Raw genomic sequence first — 15,652 nt, 5'->3', positions numbered from 1 at the left:
GCGCGGACGTCCCCGCATGATTGCGCCGAAGATGTCTGCGCCGGCGTGGAAAATGCGCCGCGCGCGACGAGCGCTCAGACCAGCCGGGCGGCCCTCAGCGTCTTATAGGCATGGATGATTTCCCGCAATTTTTCCTCGCGCGAGCGGTCGCCGCCATTGGCGTCGGGATGGTGACGCTTGACCAGCTCCTTGTAGCGCGCGCGGATCGTCACGGCGTCGGCCGTCTCCTCAAGCCCCATGGCGACGAACGCCCTGATCGTCACGGGCGAATGCTGCGGACCGCGGCGCTCGGCGGGCTGGGGACGGCGAAAGCGCTGGCGATAGACGCCAAGCGGATCGGCCGCCGTCATCGTGTCCTCGCGAAAACCCGCCCGTCCGCGTTTCGTCCCCATGGACCATGTCGGCCGGTGCCCGACCGTCGCGTCCTTCATGTAACGGGCGACTGAAGCGTCATCCATGCCATTGAAATAATTGTATGTGGCGTTGTATTCCCGGACATGTTCGAGGCAGAAGCAGAGATACTGCCCCTCACGCAGCCGGCCCATTGGCGCGCGGTGGACGCCCTCCGCCTCACAGCCGGGAGAATCGCACCGTGTCACGGTCTCGCGCCGAGTTTCGCGCGGCTGGCGCTGCGCTCGGATGCGATCGAAGAGGGGCGAATTCAGGTCCATTTCATTCCATTATGATGGCGCCGCAGCGCGCCGCAAGCGCAACCAAGCGCCAATGTGCTAAATCGGCGGTCGAACCGGAGATAAACATGACGGATCAGGGTAAAGGCGTCGTCAAGACGCGCATCGCACAGAAACTCACCCAAGCCCTCGCGCCAGCGGCGCTCAACGTGATCGACGAATCGCACAGCCACGCGGGACATGGGCATCACCATCCCGACGGCGAAACCCACTTCAGAGTGGAGGTGGTGAGCGCGGCTTTCGAGGGCAAGAGCTTGATCGAGCGGCACCGTCTCGTCAATGCGCTTCTCTCCGACGAGTTGGCCGACCGCGTCCACGCCCTGGCGATCAGCGCCAAAACTCCGCACGAAGCCGCGCCCGTTTAAGGCGGTCAACTGCGCAGCGGGGCGCCGTCAGCGCCGCAGTCGACCTCGGAAACGTCTTCGCCCATGGCGATGCGGGCGCGCGCCAGCGCGCCGTCGGCGCCATAGGAATAATCGTGGCGCAGCTCCACTTCGCCATAGACGAGCTTCTCGCAACTGACGATCTTGCCCTCAGCATCATAAGTCGCACGAAAATAAGTGTTGCGGTTCTTAAGCTCGCTCGCCTCAAGCGGCCCCAGGAGCTTCAATGGCAAGCGAACCCCGGAATAGGAGAGAAAATACCGGCATTCTTCTTCATTACGCGCGTCATTATTCTCCGACATCACCGCTCTCCCCTCATCCCCGGCGTTTCTTCAAGCGACGCCGCGCAATTGGTACGAGAAAATCGCGCCAACCTGATGGCTCCCTCCTTGACGGTCGGCTGGGCAGCGCGTAGCCGGGCGGCGGCGGCGCTGCGCCGCATCGAGAGGGCTGCATCATGGCCGCCGCCGACAAAATGGCGAAACCCGACGCCAAGCCGGCCAATCCCTGCTTTTCCTCCGGCCCTTGCGCCAAGCGCCCGGGGTGGGCGCTGACAAATCTCGCCGGGGCGGCGCTCGGACGCTCCCACCGTTCGAAGGCCGGCAAAGAGAAACTGGCGCAGGCCATCGCGCTGACGCGGAAGACGCTGCGCGTTCCTGCCGATTATCGCATCGGCATCGTGCCGGCGTCCGATACCGGCGCCGTGGAGATCGCGCTCTGGTCGCTGCTCGGCCCCAGGGGCGTCGATGTCGTCGCTTGGGAGAGCTTCTCGAAAGACTGGGTCAATGACGTCCTGAATCAGTTGAAGATCGAACGAGCGCGAAGCCTCGCCGCGCCCTATGGCGAATTGCCCGATCTGTCGCAGATCGACTTCGACAATGACGTCGTCTTCGCCTGGAACGGCACGACGTCGGGCGTGCGCGCGCCCAACGCGGATTTCATCCCGGCGGATCGCAAGGGCCTGACGATTTGCGACGCGACGTCGGCGGCCTTCGCGCAACCGCTCGACTTCGCCAAGCTCGATGTGACGACCTACAGCTGGCAAAAAGTTCTCGGCGGCGAGGCCGCGCATGGCATGCTGATTCTCTCGCCGCGCGCCGTCGAGCGGCTCGAGAGCTACGCGCCGCCCTGGCCGATGCCCAAAATTTTCCGGCTGACCAAAAAAGGCAAGCTGAACGAAGGGATTTTCCAGGGCGAGACGATCAACACGCCCTCGCTCCTCGCCGTCGAAGATTATCTCGACGCCCTGTCCTGGGCGCAATCGATCGGCGGGCTTGAGGCGCTGTTTGCGCGCTCGAACGCCAATGCGCAGGCGGTCGGCGACTGGGTTGAAACGACGCCCTGGATCGACTTCCTCGCCAAGGATCCGGCGACCCGCTCCAACACCAGCGTCTGTCTCATCTTCGCCGCAGAGAGCGCCGCGACAGACGCCGAAGCGCAGGCGGCGCTCGCCAAGAAGATGGTGGCGATGATTGAACAGGAAGGCGCGGGCTATGATTTTGGCGCCTATCGCGACGCGCCGCCGGGCTTCCGCATCTGGTGCGGCGCGACGGTGGAAACCGCCGATGTAGCGCTGCTGACGCAGTGGCTCGATTGGGCCTATGCGCAGGCTTGCGCCGACGCCGCACAAGCAGGGTGAAAGGCAGGCCCTACCGATCGCTCCAGTCGGTCACAACAAGGTTTGGAATGCGCTCGAATTCGCGACGGTTCGTCGTCACGAGAACGGCCCGTCGTCGTCGCGCCTGCGCGGCGATCAAATAGTCGAACGGCCCGATAGGCGTTCCGCGCTCCTCCAGGAAGGCTCTGATGTCGCCGGCTTCGCGCGCATCTTCGCCGTCGAAGGCCGGGAGATCAAAGCCAGCAGAAAGAAACTCGTCCAAGAGCGCGCGCGCTTGTTCGGGACGTTGGCTCTTTGCGATGCCGTAGGCGAGTTCGAAAATGACGAGAGCTGGAACGATCAGAGGCGTTCCAGCTCTAAGTTCCGCATCAAGTCTTTCGCCAATCTGCGGCTTTCTCTTGTTTAGAGCGAAAATAACGACATTGGTGTCGAGGCAAAACATCGACGCGGGTCAATCGAACGAGATCGACTCATCGGGCGCTAGCGGCGAATCTTCCGGCAGCCCGGCCGGCAAGAAGTCTTCCGCACCCATGGCGTTCAATCTCGCGCGCCACGCATCGACGTCGAACGCCGGGACCTCGATCGGCTCCAGAATGACTTTATTGCCGACTTTGCTGACGCGCACTTCCGTGCCCGGCATCCGAAATTCCTTCGGAAGCCGTACAGCTTGGCTGCGGCCGTGTTGGAACAATTTCGCGGTGGCGGTCATGCGGCCTCTTATGATATCTACGTATGATAGATACCAAATTTTTTGATCGTTTTCCAGCGCTTCTTCCGGTCGCCGCCAAAAATCTAGATTGCGTTCAGCGCAAGCGCGCTTCCACATTGAGACGCCCAATGCCGCTCATTCCTTTCTTTGCAGGATGATCCCATGCCGCCGCGCGTTCTCATCTCGGATTCTCTTTCGCCGGCCGCCGCACAGATTTTCCGCCTGCGCGGATTGGAGGTCGATTTCGAACCGACGCTGGGAAAGGACAAGGACAAGCTTGCCGCCGCGATCGCCGACTATGACGGACTCGCGATCCGTTCGGCGACGAAGGTGACCGCCGACATCTTTGCGCGCGCGCCGCGGCTCAAGGTCGTCGGCCGCGCCGGCATTGGCGTCGACAATGTCGATGTCGCCGCCGCCACCGCGCGCGGCGTCATCGTCATGAACACGCCCTTCGGCAATTCCATCACCACCGCCGAACACGCCATCGCGCTGATGTTCGCCTTGGCCCGCGAAATTCCCGCCGCCGACGCCTCGACCCAGGCCGGCAAATGGGAAAAGAACCGCTTCATGGGCGTCGAGATCACCGGCAAGACGCTTGGCGTCGTCGGCTGCGGCAATGTCGGCGCGAATGTCGCCGAACGCGCGCTCGGCCTGAAGATGCGCGTGATCGCCTTCGATCCTTATCTCACCCAAGAGCGCGCCGAAGAGCTTGGCGCCGAAAAAGTAGACCTCGACGAGCTCTTGGCGAGAGCCGATTTCATCACGTTGCATACGCCGCTCACGCCGCAGACGAAGAATATCCTCTCGGCGGAAAACCTCGCCAAGACGTGCAAGGGCGTGCGCATCATCAATTGCGCGCGCGGCGGGCTGGTCGACGAAGAGGCGCTGCGCAAGGCCCTCGACGACGGCCATGTCGCCGGCGCCGCCTTCGACGTGTTCGCGCAGGAGCCGGCGACCGAAAACCCATTGTTCGGCCATCCGCACGTCGTCTGCACGCCGCACCTCGGCGCTTCGACGAGCGAGGCGCAGGAAAAGGTCGCGCTGCAGATCGCCGAGCAGATGGCGGATTATCTCACCAGAGGCGCGATCGCCAACGCGGTGAATTTCCCCTCGATCAGCGCCGAAGAGGCGCCGCGGCTGAAGCCTTTCGTCGAACTCGCCGAAAAGCTCGGTCTCTTCGTGGGTCAGGTCGCCGTCGCCGGCGTCGACACATTGTCGATCGTCTACGAAGGGGCCGTCGCGTTGCAGAAGACCCGGCCGATTACGGCGGCTGCGATTTCGGGGCTGCTTCGACCGATTCTCGAAGACGTCAATCCGGTGTCGGCGCCGATCCTCGCCAAGGAGCGCGGCCTGGCGATTGAGGAAATCACTCGCGAGGCGCAAGGCGATTATGAATCTCTTGTCACGCTCAGCGCGCATACCGCGCAGGGCGAAATTTGCGTTTCGGGAACGGTTTTCCACGACGGCAAGCCGCGTATTATCGGCATCGGCGACATTGGCGTCGACGCCGAATTCGCGCCGTCGATGATCTATCTGACGAATGAGGACAGGCCTGGATTCATTGGCAGATTCGCCGGCGTGCTCGGCGAAGCCGAGGTCAATATCGCCACGTTCGCGCTAGGCCGCGACAGGCCCGGCGGCGGCGCCGTCGCGCTCGTCGCGATCGACGGCGAACTGCCGCAGCAGGCGCTCACCGCCCTGAAAAGCCTGCCCGGCGTGAAACAGGCGACGACGCTTAAATTCTGATTAACGCTCTTTGTTGATAATCCGTCGGCGCGCGGCGGCAGTGTTGCAAGTCTGCCACTCTCCCGGAAGAAACGCGGCTCGTCCTGAGTTTCGCGCGTCGGCCCGCTTGCTTGCGCGAGCGGCCTGCGGGACTAATCATCAGCGCGTCTGCGTCGCGAATTCGGCTCGGCGCGACGTCTGACCACACTTGGACAAGGGAAAACCATGCGGCGTCTCGCTTTTGCACTGATTTGCGCATTCGGCGCGCTCGGCGCCCTTTCGTCTCCAGTATCCGCGCGCAGCCCTGCGCCGCAGCCGGCCCCGGCGCCGGTCGTCGACCCTTTCACCGCGCTATTCGGCGGCGGCTCCTTCGCCCCGCAAACCAGCGACGGGCGTCCGCAGGCGGTCGCCGTTCCGCGCGAGACCGTCGCCTTCGACGCCAGATATGCGCCCGGCACGGTGATCATCGCCACCAATGAGCGTCGACTCTATTATGTGCTCGGCAATGGCCAAGCGATCCGCTACGGCGTCGGAGTCGGCCGACCGGGATTCGAATGGGCCGGCACGCGTTACATCGCCCATAAGCGCGAGTGGCCGGACTGGACGCCGCCGGCGCAAATGCTGCGCCGCCGCCCCGACCTGCCGCGGCATATGGAGGGCGGCCTCAACAATCCGCTCGGCGCGCGCGCCATGTATCTCTCCGGCACGCTGTACCGCATCCACGGCTCCAACGAGCCCTGGACCATCGGCCAGGCCGTGTCGTCGGGCTGCATCCGGATGACCAATGATGACGTGGTCGACCTCTACAACCGCGTCAAGGTCGGCACCCGCGTGGTCGTGACGCGGTAAGTTCCTGCAGCGAGTATTTGAACGGCCGGCGCGCGCGTCGGCCGATTCATTTTGCTGGACTATTTTTTAAGACTTATTTTTCTCCAGGCCGGTCGCGATCGAGCCCCTTCGCTGCAAGCTCTTCGAGATAGAACGAGAACCGCGCCGACGCCGTCTCGCCAAGCTCGCGCAGATACCGCCACGTGTAGATTCCGGTGCGATGCATGTCGTCGAAGTCGAGCCGCACGGCGTAATTGCCGACCGGCGCGACAGCGATGATCGCGACATTGCGCTTGCCGCCAATAGTCTTGCGCTCCTTCGCAGAATGGCCCTGCACTTCCGCGCTCGGACTCTGCGTGCGCAAAAGCTCGGCGCTGAGCGCGAATTGCGCGCCATCGTCGAAGGAGACGTTCAGCATCCGCCCGCCTTCCGAGAGGCGCAGTTCAGTTGGCCAGGGCTCCTGCCCCATGAGGCTCTCCAGCCATTGTTCACGCAAGGCGGGTTCAAGTCGCCGCGGCGCGCCGCCTCCAGCCGCCGCCAATCATATCTATCGCCTTCCGGCGAAAGGCGCCAACCGAACTCAGCGGACATCGGCTTTCTCGCTCCACCAGCTCTCCAAAGTGAAGCCGAAGGGAAACATCGGAAAAAGCGGCGTGTGCGCAGGATGGCGGATCGCGGCGCGATGCGCGCACCAGATGGCGTTCACGTGCTGCAGAGGCACGAAATAGAATCCGGAGAGCAATATGCGATCGAGCGCGCGAGCCGCCCAAATGCTGTCCTCGCTGGTGCGCGACGCGAGCAGATTGTCGATCGCGGCGTCGAGCGCCGGCGAGGCGGCGCCGGCGAGATTAACCGAATTTTTCCGATTGAGACTTTCCGTCGTCCACCGGTTCAACTGTTCCTGACCAGGCACAGCGGACGCCAGCCATTGCCCTATCATCATGTCATATTCGAAGCGCTGCCGCCGGCGCTGGTACTGGACTTCGTCATATAAGCGCGGATTGGCTTCGATGCCGATGCGCTTCAACGAGGCGGCGAAATTGAGCGCAAGCCGCTCTTCGTCGCGATCGCGAATCATGATCTCGAATACGACGGGAGCGCCATTCTTCTCAAGACGCCCGTCGACGAGAACATAGCCGGCGGCGCCGAGAAGCGTCTGCGCGCGCTTCGCGACCGTGCGATCGCGCCCCGAACCGTCGTGCTGAACGGGTCGCCAACGCCCCTCGAGAATGTCGTCGCGAACGACGCCCGGAAAATTCGCAAGAAAGCCGCGCTCGGCGGCGCTCGCAGGACGCCCCGTCGAGGCATAGTCCGACTCGCCGAAGTAACTCTCCGTGCGCGTATAGAGTCTGCCGTAGAAATTGGCGTTGATCCACTCGAAATCATACATCATGGCGATGGCTTCGCGCAGCCGCACGTCGCGAAAGATGGCTTTGCGCAGATTGAAGACGAAGCCTTCCATTCCCGTCGGACGGCCGGGCCGCAGCGCTTCTTTCACAACGGCGCCGCTGCGAACGGCGGGGAAATCATAGCCCGTCGACCAACGCGCGGCGCTCGTCTCCTCGCGATAATCGATCAGCCCCGCCTTCAACGCCTCAAACAGCGCCGCGCCGTCGCGATAATAGTCGAGGTCGATCTCGTCGAAATTATAGAGTCCCCGTTGGCTCGGTATGTCGCGGGCCCAGTAGTCGGGGTCGCGGCGCAAAACCAGACGCGAACCTGCTTTGGACTCTGAAATCACATAAGGGCCAGAGCCGAGCGGGATCGTCATATCGAGCTCGTCGAAGCGCTCCACATTGGTCGCCCTCTTCGAGAGAACCGGCATGGCGGCGAGAATGAGCGGCGCTTCGCGATCCTTCACGCCGGTCAGATCGAAACGCACGGTATGGTCGTTGAGCGCCACGGCCGATGTCACCGAAGCGAAAATCACGCGATGATTCGGCCGACCTTTCGACTTGAGCAATTCGAAGGAGAATAGAACGTCAGACGCGAGAATCGGCGTCTTGTCGGAAAAGCGCGCGCGAGGGTCGAGGTGAAATGTGACGTGCTCGCGGGCGTCGTCGATTTCGATAGATTGAGCGATCAGCGGATAAAGCGAATAGGGTTCGTCCTGCGATCGGGTCATCAGGCTTTGCAGCACATTGTCGATGATGAGCTGCGGCGCGACCCCGAATCTGGCGTTGAACGGATTGAGACTTTCGAATCCCCCGCGCCGACCGAGCCGCAGCGCGCCGCCTTTTGGCGCGTCGGGATTTGCATAGGGAAAATGAGCGAAATCCTTCGGCAACGCAGGTTCGCCATAGAGCGCGAGACCATGCGTGACGGGAGCGCTCGAAAGCTTATCGGCAAGAGCCCAAGCGGGCAACAAGACCGCGACGGCGTGGAGGAGCGCCGCAAAACCCGCAGCGGCGATCATGCGTCCAATTGCTTGCCCAACGCTAAGCATTGCATCGCCTCCTTCGCCAAATTGGCGTACTGAAGCTATTCGGCTCGGGCAGTCTCCAATTTTACGAACTGCTGATCGTTGTCGCCGCATCGCGCGGCGCATTACTGGTTCAAAAAAGATGTCGCGGTGGTGAGCGTTCTCGAAGCTTCGCTGAATGGCGCTTGTCTGGCGGGCGCCGCCCCAAAGAGGGGCGACGCCCGATCGAATCAGAACTTGAGTTTGACGCCTCCCGTGAAAGCGCGCGGCTGGCCGGCGATGATGCCGGCGCCTTGCGCCGTCACCAGGCCGCCTGTCGGCCAGACCAGCGGCGTTTGTGTCGCGGTGCCCGGGAGGAGCGAGTTGGCGACAACGAATGCGCCACCGACGTAGGTCCGATTGAAAATATTCGAGACCTCGAAAAAGAGCTCGATATTTTTGACATAGAAGTTGTCTAAGTCGTGATTATAGTGCGCGTTAAGATTGAACAGGCTGTAGCTCGGCAGAGTGGTGAAATTCGCGTTGTCGATCGTATAATTGCTCTTGAAAACATATTCGGCGTAAGCGCCGAGACCCGAAAGGTCGCCGTATGGCTGGTCGTATCCGACGCGCATCGTCACAGTATGCGGCGGCACGTTGGGAATCCTGTTGCCGGAGCGATTATATAAGACGGCTCGCCCCGCGACCGAACCGAGATCGTCCCAGTAATTGGTGAAGAACTGATCGTTGAACGTATAGGCCGCGATCAGCCGCCATCCGTCGAAGGGCCGCCAATCGGCGTTGAGTTCGACGCCGCGGTGGAGACTGGAGGGAATATTTTGCGAATAGCTGACGAGCCCATTGCTCAACGTCAGAATCTCGTTGCGATGCCATTCGTTGAAGCCGGTTACGCTGACGGTGAGATCGGGGCGCGGCGTCCAGTCGATCCCGAGATCGACGCCCATGTTGGTCTGGGCCTTTAGGGGATTTTGTCCGACTCCGTTTCGGGTAGTGGTGAGAAACACGAATGTCGGCGTGCTGTAGCCCGCCGCATAGCGCGCCCGCACTTGCCACTCGGGGCTATAGCGATAAGTGAGCGACGCTTCCGGCGCCGTGTTCCAATAATCATTGTCGACGGCGACTTGAGTAGGAAATCTGGGCGCCAGATTGGCCGGGTAGTTATAGGCGGTATTGACGCCCCAGACGCGATTCCAGTTGGCGCTGAACCCCACGACGCCAGTCAGGCCCGGAGCGAGCGCAATCTCTTCACGCGCGCGCAGACCAATGTTTGAAGTATAGTAGTCGAACTTGCCGACCTGCGCGCCGATTGCGCCGCTGTACCACGTATTCGCGATCTGATTAAAGAGCGGATTGGTGGTTTTGGCGTTGTTATAGAAGAACTGGAGAAAATGTGTCGCCGGAAATCCAAAGATCGGAATGTGACTGGTAATGTCGGTCTGCGCGGTGATGCCCACCGTTGGACCCCTTAAGGCGACCGGGCCGCCCTGGCCGGTGGGGCCAAATATCGGCGGCGGCCAAGCTCCACTGATGTTATCGAGATAATCATAAGTAAATTGCGATCGCCAGGTGGTGGCGTTGTTGAAGTCATGCTCGAACTGAACGCCGGCGATCTGTCTGAGAGAGTGTTGATGAGTGCCAAGCTGCCAGACGCTTTGGCGAGTGGTCGCGCCCGATATGCCATTCTTCGGCACATTCAGATTGTTGCATAAGTTGAGGTTCAGGGGGACGGCGATGGAGCAGCCATAATTTTGTTGAAATGGATTGAGGTAGAACACATTGAGATTTTCTCGGTTGATGAACTCCGATCTCAAGTTGTTGGCGATATATTTCACGATGACACGATCGGTAGGGGTCACGTCCCATCTGCCGAGAAGCTTGGCTTGTTTGCCTGAGAAAGAGTTGCGGGTATAGCCGGTGCTGTTAGCGTCGGAGGCGAAAAACGACAGATCGAAGGCGCCGAGCGTGCTGTCCTTCACCGCCTTGCCGACACGGACATAATTGTTGACATAGCCGAAGCTGCCAAATTCCGAACCGGTGTGGACGCCGTCGATTTCGGCCCCGGAAAAGCTGCGGAAATTGATCGCGCCCGCATAGGCGTAATTGCCGAAGAGCGCCGACGAAGGTCCGCGATAGACGTCGACGGCGGCAAAGGAATGCGGATCAAGCAGGTCGGTGCGGCTATTGCCGTCGGCCGTCGTGATCGGGAACCCGTCTTCGTACAGCATGATGTTGCGGATGCCAGTTGGAAACCCGACACCAGCCCGATTGCCCGAGCCGCGAATCGAAATAAACAGATCGCGCGCATTATTGCCTTGCTGTATGGAGACGCCGGGGCTGTATTCCAACACCCTCCGGACATCCGCTAGAGGCGTCGGCTTGAGGAACTTGGTGTTGACGATCGTCACCGTCTGCCCCGGCGGGTCCCGATAGATCGGCAGTTTCGCGCGGGCGGCGCTAAAGCCCGGCGCGATTCCTTCCTCGCCCGCCGTCGATTCCCGGACGGCGGGAGGCCTGACCGGCGCGGCGCCGATCGTGATCTGCGGAAGCGCCTGCTGCGCGTGCGCGACGGAGGCGGCGGACAAGACGGCGAGAGCGCCGAGCGCTGCGCCATGCATCAATTTCGACCGGGACGTCATCTTCTTTTCTTTCCTAATTCGGGGTTGAAACTCATTGGGCAGGCGCACGCGTGGATCCGCTTGCCGTCGACGCCGGTTTCCACGGGTCGGCGAAGCGGGGAGATGTCAGCAGGGAGTCGTCGGTCAGCGTTTTCAGAAAGGCGATCAGATCGCTCTTTTCCTGAGCCGACAGATCGATGGGCACGATCAGCGCGCTTTTGTTCGGATTGTACCGGCCGTCGCCCTTGAATGGACCGCTCGTGACATTGCGGCCGCCAGACGCGTAAATATCGATCACGTCCTCGAGCGTCGCGACGCTGCCGTCGTGCATATAAGGCGCGGTGACAGCGATATTGCGCAGGCTGGGAGCGCGAAACGCCCCCATCTCGGCGGGATTATGCGTGTTCTCGAAAACGCCGCGATTGGGCTCCGGATAGGCGCCCTTTCCGTCGAGATCATAGAGGCCGGTGTTGTGAAACGGCGTCTCGATCTCGCGCGTTTTGGCGTGATAGAACTGATCGTCGAAATTCACGCTGCCATGGCAGTGATGGCATTCCGCCTTCTCGCCGAAGAAGAGATCCTTGCCGCGCGTCTCTTCAGGAGAGAGCGTCGCTTTGCCTTCAAGATAGAGATCATATTTCGAGGACGCCGAGACGACGCCGCGCTCAAAGGCGGAGATCGCCTTGATGACGTTGCCGAAGCTGATTGGATCCGCCTCGCCGGGAAACGCCGCCGCGAAGTCGCGACGATAATCCGCGTCGCCCGCAAAGCGCGCGAGGATCTCTTTGCGGTTCTTGTCATTGACGCCCATCTCGATCGGCTCTTCGCCAAACAGCGGGCCTTCCATCTGCCTTTCCAGGGTCACCATCGCCGGATTCGCCCAGGTGAGCGTGGCGCGCCAGGCGGCGTTGGCGATGCTGGGCGAATTGCGCGGCGTATGCTGGCCCGTGGCTCCGACGGCGACCGGGCGACCATCGGTGAACGCCAGGCGCTGCTCATGGCAGGAGGCGCAACTCTCCTTGCCGTTTCCCGACAGACGCGGGTCGTAGAAGAGCTTGCGTCCGAGCTGAAAACGCGCCTCCGACATTCCATTGTCAGCTGGAACCCGTGGCGGCGGCATGAACTCGGGCAAGGTCCAGCGCCACGATTCCGCGCTCGGGATTGTGTCGCCTTGCGCGCCGCCCGCGATCAGAGTTGCGACGAAGAGGAGGACGAGAGTTTCGCGCTTCATTTCGTGGCCTCCACGCGGAAAATCTTCGTCGACGCGCCGGAAGACTGGCCGGCGTCATTGGCGTCGGGCGCGGTCTCCTTGAGCCGAAGCCCGAGATTTTCGAACATCGGCGCGCATTCAGGATCGGCCGGACCGCTCATGCAGCCGGTGGAGAACCCCTGGTCTTTCCCAAGATCGATGCCGGCGAAGAGCTGCTTCAGATCGAGCACGACGCGCTGCCGCCCCGAATCGAAGGACGCGAGTTTCACGGGAACGCGATTTGGATTGGCGCAGGAGGTGATCTCGCCTTTCGTCGCGTCGCCGCGACAGCCCGTCGAACCAAGGTGCAGCATCCAGGTCGAGACTGTGATCGTCCCATCCGAGTTGACGCGCAGCGGCGCCGCCTTGGGCGCGTCGGCCATCGCCGGCGCGCCGCCGTCGGACTTGTCGCCGGACTTGTCGCCTTGCGCGCCGGCGCCATTCGCTGCGTCCGCCGGGCTTTTCGGCTTGAGCGGCGGGCGGGTCACACCGCCCTCTGGATCGACTTCGATCTTTATGAATTTGCGGCCAGCCTGCCAATTCCAGGTCATCGACTGAAGATCGAGCGGCGCGGGCGCGGTGGCGAAATTCGAGTGGTTGAGAATGACGTCCTTGCCGTCCTTGTCCTTGACGACGCTGGGAACGCCAATGACGAAGCTGAACCCTTTGTAGCGGCCGCGAGGCGCCGATCCCTTGATCGTGTCGTTGACATCGGCGCTGCCGACGCATTTGCCGGTCTTGTTTTCGAAATCGAGGAGGGCGAGGTTGGCGTATTGCCAGTCGTTCTGTTCCAGCTCGATGGGAACTTCATGGCCGGCGGCGTCGATCAGCGCCGGCGCGGCGATGTAGAACCTGGCGTCGTGGAGCTGCGCCGGCTGCCCGCCGGTTCCGAGCCCTGCGATGTCGCGGCCGCATTCGACCGGCTGATCGCCCGCCGCAAGCGCAAAGCGTATCGCGATCTGCTGCCTTTCGCCGCCGTCGACCTTAGCCGCCGCCTGCGCGCCGCCAACGGCTGCGAGGCCGGCGACGACAGCCGTAATTCGAGTGAATGCGCGCATGATTCCTCTCCTGTCAGCACGATTTTTGAGATGTTTCTTGGCTGCACGCGTTCGCGACGCGTGTCGGCGTCGCGCGTCAGAGACGCGCGCGAAAATCAAACGCGAGGGATTTGGCGAGTGGGGTCGAGGACCCGGCAGCCGGCCGTTAACGCGCTCTCTTAGGAGAGAAGCGACGGGGGTGCGCGAGAAAGCCTGTTTCTAGGCCACTGGGTGGTCGGCGGCGCGATATCGCGCTCTTCCGGCCACAGAGGAGGAGTTTCAGACAAGGGCGCCAGCACGAGAACGACGGCGGACAGGAGAACCTTTGCTCCGAGGTCGTCGTTTCGGTCGCTTAGAAAGCAAGCCATGCAGTGCATGTGCTGAACATGCGGGGCCTTGCCGTCGCCATTGGCTTGGTCGGCGCAAAGCTCGTTCGCCATCGCTACGGGAGAGCTTAGGAACGCGCCGAAATCGCCGCCGTAGCGGCCGTGAGAAAAAATAAGACCCAAAGCTTGCTGAAACAGCAGACAAGCGACGGCGGCCGCCACAATCGGACGCATGAATCGCCGCATTTGTTTCTTGTCTGGCCGCATAAGGAATTCTGAGTGCACGAGGATTAACTTGTCAACGACGGTTAGCGCCTAACTTTTGCAATATTTTGAACTGTTGCGCTGCAGCCACACTTGGTCTTTGCAATTTCGCTTTGTCTTTCAATTTGGCCGGCGGCGAAGAACGCCGTGCATTCCGACATCACTCCAAATGGCGGCGCGACCGCCGGCGCAGAGTCTCTCGCACAGAGTCTGCAGAGTCTCTCGCACAGAGTCTTTTGTCCGTACGAAAGATTTTGTGGCGGCTGGAGACAGCGCAGCAGGGCCGCCGACCGTTGCCATTTGTCACAGCGTCTCCGCCTTATCGGACCCCTATCGTTCCGCCATGCGCGCGTCGTATAGGAAGTTTTCGTATTGCCGCCCGATTGCTTCGCGCCTATGATCCGCGCACCGTAGGCAATGGTTGGCGGCAATCCATGCTCGTTCGGCTCATTCTTTTCGTTGCGATATTGCTGCAAGTCGCTGGCGTTTCGACTGTCGCCGCGCGCGCTCAATCTCATTCTTTGTCGTTCCGGGCCGTAGTCTGCAAAAGCGATGTGATTCCCGCGACGCCTCACGCGCCGGGCGAACACGACGGCTCTTGCTCGGACTGTATCGCGTGCTGCGACGCTCAGCCGCAGATCTTCTGCGTCTATGACCAGGTTGCGCGCCTGTCCTTTCCAACGGCGCGAATCAGCGTTCTCGCGCTTCCGATCCTTCCCGTTTCCCGAACGCTGTCGGCAACGCCGCCGGCGCGCGCCTCCCCCGTCTAAAGACACGGCCGTACATCCGCGCGTTCGGAAGCAATGACGTCCGCGGATAGAAACCACGCATCGCCGACGCCCCTGGGGCCGCTCGGCGTGATGCGTTTTGGATAATCGGCGCGCTTGGAGACAAGCGGGGAGGCGCTGATGCAGAAGTCCCATGAGACGATCGACCGACTGTTTAGAAGCCATCATCGCGATCTGATAACGCGGGCGCGCCGCGTGATCGGCTCGGGAGACGCCGAAGACCTGGTCCAGGAAGCCTATCTCAAAATGCTGGAAAGCGACCGTGGCGAACTGATTTCGAATGCGCGCGGCTATGTGTCGAAGATGACGTGCACGCTCGCGATCGACAATCTTCGAAGGCAAAGAACGCACGCTCGAGCGCTTGCCGAAGACGGCGCATGGTTCCAGTCGCCCGCTCGAGACACGCAAATCACGTCGGCCCTCGACGCATTCGGCCTGGCGCGGGATGTTCAAGCGGCCCTGGCGCGGCTGCCGCGATGTTGTCGTCAGATATTCCTGATGAGCCGGATTCTAGGTTTCAGCCATTCGGAGATCGCGCAGGAACTCGGCGTTTCCTTGAGGACGGTCAATCGCAGCCTGGGTCGGGCGCTCGAGCATTTCGATCGCGCCTTCGATATTCCGCGGCCGAGCGACCCCGTGGGCGCGCCGCCTCTCGAGGCGGCGGATTCGCCGCGCGAGTTTTTGGCAGCGCCATCGGACGCGCCGTCCGTCGCCCGGGATGCGACGGAAATAACAATCCCCTCGGCTCGAAAAAAATCTCGTCGCATGCTGTCCGATTTTTGCGGCCTCGCTCGTCATACCATTCGGGTCCCGCGTTCTGCGGAGCCCGTCTGGACGTTCCAGACGAACTCGAAAGGGGAGGCCCCTATGACCATCCGTATCGCCAAGCGCATTACGCTCAATGTTATCGGCCGCGCCGGCGCCATGTGCGCTTCGACCTGCGCCGCCACGAACGGCTAAGGACGATCGGCTTGCGTCGCTGGCCCCCGGCCAGCG

At 61.8% G+C, this 15,652-nt stretch carries 15 protein-coding genes; 5 read left to right on the top strand and 10 right to left on the bottom strand.

Annotated elements, in window-relative coordinates; all coding sequences use genetic code 11:
- Positions 1 to 74: 74 nt before the first annotated feature.
- Positions 75 to 671, bottom strand: a complete 597-nt coding sequence (locus HUN39_RS11920) for a J domain-containing protein (RefSeq protein ID WP_175094726.1) — start codon at positions 669 to 671, stop codon at positions 75 to 77.
- Between the two features lie 86 nt (positions 672 to 757).
- Here HUN39_RS11920 and HUN39_RS11915 point away from each other — a divergent pair, with 86 nt between their 5' ends.
- On the top strand, positions 758 to 1,054 hold the full coding sequence (locus tag HUN39_RS11915) for a BolA family protein (protein ID WP_026222596.1): 297 nt from the start codon (positions 758 to 760) through the stop codon (positions 1,052 to 1,054).
- A 5-nt stretch (positions 1,055 to 1,059) separates the two neighbouring features.
- Here HUN39_RS11915 and HUN39_RS11910 read toward each other — a convergent pair whose 3' ends face one another.
- Positions 1,060 to 1,374: a DUF6156 family protein gene (locus HUN39_RS11910; protein ID WP_175094725.1), complete on the bottom strand. Its 315-nt coding sequence runs from the start codon at positions 1,372 to 1,374 to the stop codon at positions 1,060 to 1,062.
- Between the two features lie 155 nt (positions 1,375 to 1,529).
- Here HUN39_RS11910 and HUN39_RS11905 point away from each other — a divergent pair, with 155 nt between their 5' ends.
- Entirely contained in the window at positions 1,530 to 2,711 is a 1,182-nt protein-coding gene (locus HUN39_RS11905) for a phosphoserine transaminase (RefSeq protein ID WP_175094724.1), read from the top strand.
- Between the two features lie 10 nt (positions 2,712 to 2,721).
- Here the strand turns inward: HUN39_RS11905 and HUN39_RS11900 are convergent, their stop codons facing one another.
- Positions 2,722 to 3,132 (bottom strand): PIN domain-containing protein, encoded by a 411-nt coding sequence (locus HUN39_RS11900; protein WP_175094723.1) that lies wholly within the window; start codon positions 3,130 to 3,132, stop codon positions 2,722 to 2,724.
- Positions 3,133 to 3,141: 9 nt separating this feature from the next.
- Positions 3,142 to 3,399, bottom strand: a complete 258-nt coding sequence (locus tag HUN39_RS11895) for an antitoxin (protein ID WP_175094722.1) — start codon at positions 3,397 to 3,399, stop codon at positions 3,142 to 3,144.
- Between the two features lie 162 nt (positions 3,400 to 3,561).
- Here HUN39_RS11895 and serA point away from each other — a divergent pair, with 162 nt between their 5' ends.
- Together serA and HUN39_RS11885 are read left to right on the top strand one after the other, a co-directional pair.
- Positions 3,562 to 5,148, top strand: coding sequence for a phosphoglycerate dehydrogenase (serA, locus tag HUN39_RS11890; RefSeq protein ID WP_175094721.1), 1,587 nt, complete (start codon positions 3,562 to 3,564; stop codon positions 5,146 to 5,148).
- A gap of 204 nt (positions 5,149 to 5,352) precedes the next feature.
- The gene (locus HUN39_RS11885; protein ID WP_175094720.1) at positions 5,353 to 5,976 is read left to right on the top strand and encodes a L,D-transpeptidase; all 624 of its coding nucleotides are present in this window, start codon (positions 5,353 to 5,355) and stop codon (positions 5,974 to 5,976) included.
- Positions 5,977 to 6,049: 73 nt separating this feature from the next.
- Here the strand turns inward: HUN39_RS11885 and HUN39_RS11880 are convergent, their stop codons facing one another.
- The 6 genes from HUN39_RS11880 to HUN39_RS11855 all read right to left on the bottom strand — a co-directional run bounded on the left by HUN39_RS11880 (position 6,050) and on the right by HUN39_RS11855 (position 13,838).
- Positions 6,050 to 6,424 (bottom strand): gamma-butyrobetaine hydroxylase-like domain-containing protein, encoded by a 375-nt coding sequence (locus HUN39_RS11880; RefSeq protein WP_175094789.1) that lies wholly within the window; start codon positions 6,422 to 6,424, stop codon positions 6,050 to 6,052.
- A 111-nt stretch (positions 6,425 to 6,535) separates the two neighbouring features.
- Positions 6,536 to 8,401, bottom strand: coding sequence for an extracellular solute-binding protein (locus HUN39_RS11875; protein ID WP_175094719.1), 1,866 nt, complete (start codon positions 8,399 to 8,401; stop codon positions 6,536 to 6,538).
- Positions 8,402 to 8,607: 206 nt separating this feature from the next.
- Positions 8,608 to 11,013: a TonB-dependent receptor family protein gene (locus HUN39_RS11870; RefSeq protein ID WP_175094718.1), complete on the bottom strand. Its 2,406-nt coding sequence runs from the start codon at positions 11,011 to 11,013 to the stop codon at positions 8,608 to 8,610.
- A 31-nt stretch (positions 11,014 to 11,044) separates the two neighbouring features.
- Positions 11,045 to 12,223, bottom strand: coding sequence for a methanobactin export MATE transporter MbnM (locus HUN39_RS11865; protein WP_175094717.1), 1,179 nt, complete (start codon positions 12,221 to 12,223; stop codon positions 11,045 to 11,047).
- Positions 12,220 to 13,299 carry an MbnP family copper-binding protein gene (locus tag HUN39_RS11860; protein WP_175094716.1) on the bottom strand — a complete coding sequence of 360 codons (1,080 nt, stop codon included), beginning with the start codon at positions 13,297 to 13,299 and terminating at the stop codon, positions 12,220 to 12,222. Before HUN39_RS11860 ends, HUN39_RS11865 begins: the two co-directional genes overlap by 4 nt.
- Positions 13,300 to 13,457: 158 nt before the next feature.
- A complete protein-coding gene (locus HUN39_RS11855) occupies positions 13,458 to 13,838 on the bottom strand; it encodes a DUF2946 family protein (protein WP_232366062.1) in 381 nt (126 codons plus the stop codon).
- A 938-nt stretch (positions 13,839 to 14,776) separates the two neighbouring features.
- Between HUN39_RS11855 and HUN39_RS11850 the strand changes: the two genes are divergently transcribed.
- The gene (locus HUN39_RS11850; protein ID WP_175094714.1) at positions 14,777 to 15,616 is read left to right on the top strand and encodes a methanobactin precursor domain-containing sigma factor; all 840 of its coding nucleotides are present in this window, start codon (positions 14,777 to 14,779) and stop codon (positions 15,614 to 15,616) included.
- Positions 15,617 to 15,652 lie beyond the last annotated feature (36 nt).

Source organism: Methylocystis silviterrae, assembly GCF_013350005.1.
Classification (GTDB): Bacteria; Pseudomonadota; Alphaproteobacteria; order Rhizobiales; family Beijerinckiaceae; genus Methylocystis; species Methylocystis silviterrae.
Note: the sequence above shows the minus strand (reverse complement) of the source record. Positions and strands in the feature narration are given on the sequence as shown.

Coding starts and splice junctions, on each gene's coding strand:
- HUN39_RS11880 (WP_175094789.1), bottom strand. CDS start 6,424: ATGGGGCAGGAGCCCTGGCCAACTGAACTGCGCCTCTCGGAAGGCGGG.
- HUN39_RS11855 (WP_232366062.1), bottom strand. CDS start 13,838: ATGCGTCCGATTGTGGCGGCCGCCGTCGCTTGTCTGCTGTTTCAGCAA.
- serA (WP_175094721.1), top strand. CDS start 3,562: ATGCCGCCGCGCGTTCTCATCTCGGATTCTCTTTCGCCGGCCGCCGCA.
- HUN39_RS11850 (WP_175094714.1), top strand. CDS start 14,777: ATGCAGAAGTCCCATGAGACGATCGACCGACTGTTTAGAAGCCATCAT.
- HUN39_RS11860 (WP_175094716.1), bottom strand. CDS start 13,299: ATGCGCGCATTCACTCGAATTACGGCTGTCGTCGCCGGCCTCGCAGCC.
- HUN39_RS11920 (WP_175094726.1), bottom strand. CDS start 671: ATGGACCTGAATTCGCCCCTCTTCGATCGCATCCGAGCGCAGCGCCAG.
- HUN39_RS11915 (WP_026222596.1), top strand. CDS start 758: ATGACGGATCAGGGTAAAGGCGTCGTCAAGACGCGCATCGCACAGAAA.
- HUN39_RS11870 (WP_175094718.1), bottom strand. CDS start 11,013: ATGACGTCCCGGTCGAAATTGATGCATGGCGCAGCGCTCGGCGCTCTC.
- HUN39_RS11900 (WP_175094723.1), bottom strand. CDS start 3,132: ATGTTTTGCCTCGACACCAATGTCGTTATTTTCGCTCTAAACAAGAGA.
- HUN39_RS11910 (WP_175094725.1), bottom strand. CDS start 1,374: ATGTCGGAGAATAATGACGCGCGTAATGAAGAAGAATGCCGGTATTTT.
- HUN39_RS11875 (WP_175094719.1), bottom strand. CDS start 8,401: ATGCTTAGCGTTGGGCAAGCAATTGGACGCATGATCGCCGCTGCGGGT.
- HUN39_RS11895 (WP_175094722.1), bottom strand. CDS start 3,399: ATGACCGCCACCGCGAAATTGTTCCAACACGGCCGCAGCCAAGCTGTA.
- HUN39_RS11905 (WP_175094724.1), top strand. CDS start 1,530: ATGGCCGCCGCCGACAAAATGGCGAAACCCGACGCCAAGCCGGCCAAT.
- HUN39_RS11885 (WP_175094720.1), top strand. CDS start 5,353: ATGCGGCGTCTCGCTTTTGCACTGATTTGCGCATTCGGCGCGCTCGGC.
- HUN39_RS11865 (WP_175094717.1), bottom strand. CDS start 12,223: ATGAAGCGCGAAACTCTCGTCCTCCTCTTCGTCGCAACTCTGATCGCG.